Source organism: Streptomyces sp. RP5T, assembly GCF_003933965.1.
Classification (GTDB): Bacteria; Actinomycetota; Actinomycetes; order Streptomycetales; family Streptomycetaceae; genus Streptomyces.
The window spans coordinates 1-6,353 of record NZ_RSAJ01000482.1 but is presented as its reverse complement, the minus strand read 5'-3'; the positions used below and the strand labels follow the sequence as shown (position 1 = coordinate 6,353).

Below are 6,353 nucleotides of genomic sequence, written 5' to 3'. Positions count from 1 at the left end.
AAAGGAACCTCGTCCCAGCTGATGCTGGAGACGGGGTATCAACATATCTGGCGTTGATTTTTGGCACGCTGTTGAGTTCTCAAGGAACGGACGCTTCCTTTGTACTCACCCTCTCGGGCTTTCCTCCAGGCGCTTCCCTTCGTTGTTCCAAACTCTATCAGTGTTTTTCCGGCCCCCTGACCACCGTTCTGCAGGCATGCAGAAAGTGATCCCGAGTTAGGGTCTGACAAGTTGGATGCCGCCGGGGAAGGGCACTTGTATCGCGCCGCTCAGCCCCAGGCAGGAGTACGACTGTACACGGGGCCTCGAAGCCCGTGCAAATCCCCCGGGGTGGTGGTCTAGACCACCAGCCGGTATCTTCCGTGCGGAACGCTCAGTTCATCTGACATACGCTGCTGGACAGAGCCGTCCGAGACAGGCAGTGACGGCCCATATACGCAGCTCCACCCCTGGGAGGCTTCCCATGACCACCGTGACGTCCCCGCTTGCCGGACGCGCCATCGGACTGGCCGCCGTGCCGGATCCGGTCTTCTCCGGGGCCATGGTCGGCCCGGGCACGGCCATCGACCCCGTGCGTGAACCGTCGGAGGCCGTCGCGCCGGTCGACGGTGTGATCGTCTCCCTCCACCCGCACGCGTTCGTCGTCGTGGACGAAAAGGGACACGGCGTGCTCGTGCACCTGGGCATCGACACGGTGCAGCTCAACGGTGAGGGATTCGAGCTGCTGGTGAACAAGGGCGACACCGTCACACGCGGCCAGGCAATCGTGCGCTGGAACCCGGCCGCCGTCGAAGCCGCCGGCAAGTCCGCGGTCTGCCCGGTCGTGGCACTGGAGGCCACGGCCGAGGCCCTCTCCGAGCTCCGTGACGACGACGATGTGAAGGCCGGCGACAGTCTCTTCGTCTGGAAGTGACGTCAGTGCCGTCGTATGACGGCCCATAGGGACGACAACCACCGCGGCGGCGGGACCCGCCGCACTATCGGAGACGGGTGAGATGGAGACAACGCTGCGAGGCGTCGGCGTGAGCCACGGTGTGGCGATCGGCGAGGTTCGGCACATGGGAACGGCGGTCCTGGAGCCGCCTGCCAAGCAGATACCAGCGGAGGACGCGGAGCGTGAACAGGGGCACGCGCGCAAGGCCGTGGAAGCGGTGGCGGCCGACCTCATGGCGCGCGGCAATCTGGCCGGGGGTGAGGCCCAGGCGGTGCTCGAGGCGCAGGCCATGATGGCCCAGGATCCCGAGCTGATGGCGGACGTGGACCGGCGTATCGCCGTCGGCAGCACGGCCGAGCGTGCCGTGTACGACGCGTTCGCCGCGTACCGGGAGCTGCTGGCGGGTGCCGGTGAGTACCTCGCCGGCCGCGTCGCCGACCTGGACGACGTGCGGAACCGTATCGTCGCCCGTCTGCTCGGGGTGCCCATGCCGGGTATCCCGGACAGTGACGAGCCCTATGTTCTTGTGGCGCGTGATCTCGCGCCCGCTGACACCGCTCTGCTGGACCCGACGCTCGTGCTCGGTTTCGTCACCGAGGAGGGCGGGCCGACGAGTCACAGTGCCATTCTGGCGCGGGCGCTCGGTGTGCCGGCCGTCGTGGCGCTGCCGGGTGCCGGTGAGCTCGCAGAGGGCACGGTCATCGCGGTCGACGGCAGCACCGGGGACATCTTCGTGAACCCGAATGACGAGAAGAAGGCCGAGCTGGAGGCCGCGGCCGCCGAGCGGAAGGCCGCGCTTGCCGCGTCGACGGGCCCGGGTGCCACGGCCGACGGTCACAAGGTGCCGTTGCTGGCCAACGTAGGTGGTCCGGCGGACGTGCCCGCCGCGGTCGAGGCCGGTGCCGAGGGTGTCGGTCTCTTCCGTACCGAGTTTCTCTTCCTCGACGACAGCAAGAACGCTCCGTCCGAGGAGAAGCAGGTCGAGGCGTACCGACAGGTGCTCGAGGCGTTCCCCGAGGGGCGTGTGGTCGTCCGTGTGCTGGACGCGGGTGCGGACAAGCCGCTGGACTTCCTGACGCCTGCCGACGAGCCGAACCCGGCGCTGGGTGTGCGTGGTCTCCGGACGCTGCTCGACCACCCGGAGGTGCTGCGTACTCAGCTGACGGCGCTCGCGAAGGCTGCCGAGGGGCTGCCGGTCTACCTCGAGGTCATGGCCCCGATGGTCGCGGACCGTGCCGACGCCAAGGCGTTCGCCGACGCGTGCCGTGCGGCCGGGCTGCGGGCGAAGTTCGGCGCGATGGTGGAGATTCCCTCGGCCGCGCTGCGGGCGCGGTCGATTCTGCAGGAGGTCGAGTTCCTGTCGCTGGGGACCAACGACCTCGCGCAGTACACCTTCGCCGCCGACCGTCAGGTGGGTGCGGTGTCCCGGTTGCAGGATCCGTGGCAGCCCGCGCTGCTCGACCTGGTCGCGCTGTCCGCCGAGGCGGCGAAGGCCGAGGGCAAGAGCTGTGGCGTCTGCGGTGAGGCCGCGTCCGACCCGTTGCTCGCCTGTGTGCTGACCGGTCTTGGTGTCACCTCCCTCTCCATGGGTGCCGCGTCCATTCCCTACGTCCGGGCCACGCTGGCGAAGTACACGCTCGCGCAGTGCGAACGTGCTGCCGCTGCCGCGCGGGCCGCCGACAGCGCCGAAGAGGCGCGGGACGCGGCTCAGGCGGTGCTGTCGGGCGAGTAGTCGGCCCGGATCCGCCGGCTGACGGCTTCCGGAGGGCGCTCCACCTGTGGGTGGGGCGCCCTCCTTGTCTTCAGTGGCTGTGGCGCGGTGACGGTCCTTCCGGTCCGAGGTCGGGCGGTACGCAGTAGTCGACGTCCGATTCCGGGGAGATCAGATCGCCGGAGTCGATGTCGGTGCAGTAGGCGTCGAAGACCTCTCCGGCGGTGAGGGGTTCCAGGCCGTCGCCGCGCAGGCGCCAGCCGTAGATGCGGTCCGGGGTTCCGGGGGCGCTGGTGCGCATCACGAGTCCGCCGGGGCTCCGGGTGGCGATGCCGAGGGCGAGGACCGTGGTGAATTCGAGGGCCTCGGCCTCGTCGAGCTGTACGGCTCCGTCGGTGTTCTCGTCGGAGTGGAGGACGGAGACGAGCGTCTCGGGTGTGCCGGTGATGCTGCAGACCAGGTGGTGTTCGCCGGGCTGCGCGGTGTCGAGGACCCGGAGCAGGAGGTCCGAGGCGCGGGTGAAGGATGCGCGCCCGATGTCCTCTCCGCAGGATCCGCAGGGGCCTAGGCGGGCGAGGAGTGTGGTCGCGTACTCCCATGTGGCCTGGCGGACCGCCTCGTCCACGAGGGCCGGCACGAGGTCGGTGAGGGGCTGGCCCTCGTACAGGAGTGTCGGGCCGTTGCCGGCGAGTTCGGCGGTGAAGCGGGTGCGGCTGGACGGGACGTCCGGGTCGAGGCCGGTCTCCTCGCAGAACTCGGCGTACTCCTGGGGGTCGAAGAGGGCGACGGCGGTGTGGCTGCCCTGCGCGGCGCGGGTCCTCAGGAGGTTCTCGACCTGTTTCAGGTAGGTCGTGTGGTCGTCGAAGGTGAAGCTGCGGTAGCGCCGCATGGCGCGGAAGTCGTGTTCGTCGGTGAGCAGGCCGATGGTGCCGGCGATTTCGCGGCGCAGGACGCGTCGCATCGTCTGGTGGTCGGTGTGCGCCATGTTTCCCCCTGTGCGCAGTCGATCAATGCTCACTCACAGTAACCGGCGGCACTGACAACGAGGACGGGGCGAGTCGACTCCGGACCGCCCGGCCGGTGGCGATGGGCTGATGACGACCGCAGTGACGGCGCGTGGCGTGAGCGCGGCCGGCCTCGGATTCGCCGGTGTGCTTGGGGAGTCCGAGGCCGTGTGCGGGGGTGGGGCGCGGGCTCAAGCGCGTTTGCGGGCCAGGTCCTCGTAGAAGTGGAGGAGGTCGAGGTTGTCGATGGAGCCCGGGTTGACCGCCTTCTCCAACGGGGTGCCCTGGAGGAGGCGCTTGACGGGGACCTCGATGCGCTTTCCGGTGAGGGTGTGCGGGACGCCGGGGACCTCGATGACCTCGTCGGGGACGTGGCGGGGTGAGAGGGTCTCGCGGATGGTCCGCTTGATGCGGTCGAGGAGGGCCTGGTCGAGGACGGCTCCGGGGGCCAGTTGTACGAACAGCGGCATCCAGTAGCCGCCGTCGGGCTGTTCGATGCCGATGACGAGGGATTCCTTGATCTCGGGCAGCCGCTCCACGGCCTCGTAGATGTCGGCCGAACCCATGCGGACGCCCTGGCGGTTGAGCGTGGAGTCGGAGCGGCCGTGGATGACGACCGAGCCGCGCGAGGTGAGGGTGATCCAGTCGCCGTGCCGCCAGACTCCGGGATAGGTGTCGAAGTAGCTGTCGTGGTAGCGAGTGCCGTCGGGGTCGTTCCAGAAGTGGATCGGCATGGAGGGCATGGGATTGGTGACGACGAGCTCGCCGACCTCGTCGACGAGCGGCTTGCCGCTCGGGTCCCAGGACTGCAGGTCGGTGCCCAGGCTCGGCGCCTGGAGTTCGCCGATGTACACGGGCAGGGTCGGTACGGCTCCCGCGAAGCACGAGCACACGTCCGTGCCGCCGCTCACGGAGGCGATCCACAGGTCCTCGCGGACCTCGTCGTGCAGCCAGCGGAAGCCGTCGGGCGGGAGCGGGGACCCGGTGGTGGCCACGCACTGCACCTTGGAGAGGTCGAAGTCGCGTCCCGGGTGCACGTCGGCCTTGCGGCAGGCCATGACGTAGGCGGCGGAGGTGCCGTAGAGGGTGGCGCCCGTGCGTTCGGCGACCCGCCACTGGGCTCCCGTGTCGGGGTAGCCGGGGCTGCCGTCGTACAGGACGACGGTCGTGCCCGTGAGGAGGCCGGAGACGAGGAAGTTCCACATCATCCAGCCCGTGGAGGTGTACCAGAAGAAGCGGTCCTCGGGGCCCAGGTCGCAGTGCAGGCCGAGCTGTTTGAGGTGCTCGACGAGGATGCCTCCCTGGGACTGGACGATCGCTTTGGGCAGGCCCGTCGTCCCCGAGGAGTAGAGCACCCACAAAGGGTGCGCGAAGGGCACCTGTTCGAAGACCGGTTCCGTGTCCGCGCGCGTGAGCGCGTCCCACTCCAGGGCGCCTTCCGGGGCCCTCGTGCCGAGGAGCGGGATGTGGACGACGGCGCGCAGGGAGGGCAGTTCGCGGCGGAGTTCGGCGACCGTCTCGCGGCGGTCGTGCTCCTTGCCGCCGTAGCGGTAGCCGTCGACGGTGAACAGGACGACCGGTTCCACCTGCTGGAAGCGGTCCAGGACGCTGCGGGCGCCGAAGTCGGGGGCACAGGACGTCCAGACGGCGCCCACGGCGGCCGTGGCGAGGAGGGCGACGACGGCCTGCGGGACGTTCGGGAGGTAGCCGCTGACGCGGTCGCCGGGCCGGACGCCGAGGGCGCGCAGCTCGGCGGCCAGGGAGCCGACCTGGCGGCGCAGCTCGGTCCAGGTCACCGGGACCGGTTCATGGGTCTCGTCGACGTACAGGAGGGCGGGTTCATCGGCGCGGGTCTCGGCGGCGCGCAGGGCGTGCTCGGCGTAGTTGAGGGCGGCGCGGGGGAACCACTGGGCGCCGGGCATCGAGCGGTCGCCGAGCACGCGCGCGTAGGGCGTCGAGAACCGTACGTCGAACCATTGGGTGACGGCCTCCCAGAACGGCTCCAGCGCGTCCACGGACCAGCGGTGGAGTGCCGCGTAGCCCCCGTCGGCCGGGGCGCCGTGGTGTTCGGCCGCCCAGGCCTGGAACCTGGTGACCTGGGACCGGGCGATGCGCTGCGGATCTGGCTGCCAGAGCGGCTGGGGGTTCTCGGTCGGCATGGGGGCTCCCGGACTGTGCGCGTCGTGTGCGTCTCCCGCGCACGGGCCAGGGGTGTGCGCGTGACGCGGCTGACAGGGACGATGCCATGTGATCAACTTCTACGCCAGGGTGCGCCCCACATAGTCCGTGTCGTGAAGATGTGGCCCCGGCACGGGTGAACGGCAGTTGAACGGCCCGCGCGGGTGGGGCGGTGAGTGGCAGGGTGAGCAGCATGAACGGTCGTGACCTGGTGCGTTCCATAAGGGCTGTGGGTTCGGCGGGGGCGCCCCAGGGGTTGCGTACCGTGCGCTCGGCGTGGCGCAGGAGGCGTATCGACGCGGTGGGGCTGCCGGCGCGGGGAGCCGAGCGCGCGCGGGTTCCGGGGCCGGTACAGGACGCGGAGCCGGCTCCCGGCGGGGGTGTCGTCCGGTTCGGCCGCTCCGAGCTGCGGATCCTGGTCGCGGTGAACGGGGCGGTCTTCTGGGGGTGGGACGGGGCCGGTCCTGAGCCGTCGTACGCGCTCGCCGGCCGCTGTCCGGAGCCGGATCCCCGGGCCGTTCTGGAG

5 protein-coding genes and 1 pseudogene are annotated in these 6,353 nt (G+C 70.0%); 4 read left to right on the top strand and 2 right to left on the bottom strand.

All coding sequences use genetic code 11. From position 1 onward, the window contains the following. The 3 genes from EHS43_RS47170 to ptsP form a co-directional block, all read left to right on the top strand. The coding region (locus EHS43_RS47170; protein ID WP_221740783.1) for a hypothetical protein at window positions 1–209 on the top strand (209 nt) is incomplete at its 5' end. 254 nt (window positions 210–463) lie between these two features. Further along, window positions 464–913 (top strand): PTS glucose transporter subunit IIA, encoded by a 450-nt coding sequence (locus EHS43_RS34070; protein WP_125194512.1) that lies wholly within the window; start codon window positions 464–466, stop codon window positions 911–913. A gap of 82 nt (window positions 914–995) precedes the next feature. Next, window positions 996–2,666 carry a phosphoenolpyruvate--protein phosphotransferase gene (gene ptsP, locus EHS43_RS34065; protein WP_125194511.1) on the top strand — a complete coding sequence of 557 codons (1,671 nt, stop codon included), beginning with the start codon at window positions 996–998 and terminating at the stop codon, window positions 2,664–2,666. A gap of 70 nt (window positions 2,667–2,736) precedes the next feature. Here ptsP and EHS43_RS34060 read toward each other — a convergent pair whose 3' ends face one another. Both EHS43_RS34060 and EHS43_RS34055 read right to left on the bottom strand, forming a co-directional pair. Beyond that, the gene (locus tag EHS43_RS34060) at window positions 2,737–3,630 is read right to left on the bottom strand and encodes a hypothetical protein (RefSeq protein ID WP_125194510.1); all 894 of its coding nucleotides are present in this window, start codon (window positions 3,628–3,630) and stop codon (window positions 2,737–2,739) included. Window positions 3,631–3,840: 210 nt separating this feature from the next. Further along, window positions 3,841–5,808, bottom strand: a complete 1,968-nt coding sequence (locus EHS43_RS34055; RefSeq protein WP_125194509.1) for an acetoacetate--CoA ligase — start codon at window positions 5,806–5,808, stop codon at window positions 3,841–3,843. Between the two features lie 212 nt (window positions 5,809–6,020). Between EHS43_RS34055 and EHS43_RS34050 the strand changes: the two are divergent. Further along, window positions 6,021–6,353, top strand: a pseudogene (locus EHS43_RS34050) (glycosyl hydrolase); the annotation flags it as partial.

What these genes read in the sequence shown, in the direction of transcription:
- EHS43_RS34070 (WP_125194512.1), top strand. Translation starts at nt 464, where the DNA reads ATGACCACCGTGACGTCCCCGCTTGCCGGACGCGCCATCGGACTGGCC.
- ptsP (WP_125194511.1), top strand. Translation starts at nt 996, where the DNA reads ATGGAGACAACGCTGCGAGGCGTCGGCGTGAGCCACGGTGTGGCGATC.
- EHS43_RS34055 (WP_125194509.1), bottom strand. Translation starts at nt 5,808, where the DNA reads ATGCCGACCGAGAACCCCCAGCCGCTCTGGCAGCCAGATCCGCAGCGC.
- EHS43_RS34060 (WP_125194510.1), bottom strand. Translation starts at nt 3,630, where the DNA reads ATGGCGCACACCGACCACCAGACGATGCGACGCGTCCTGCGCCGCGAA.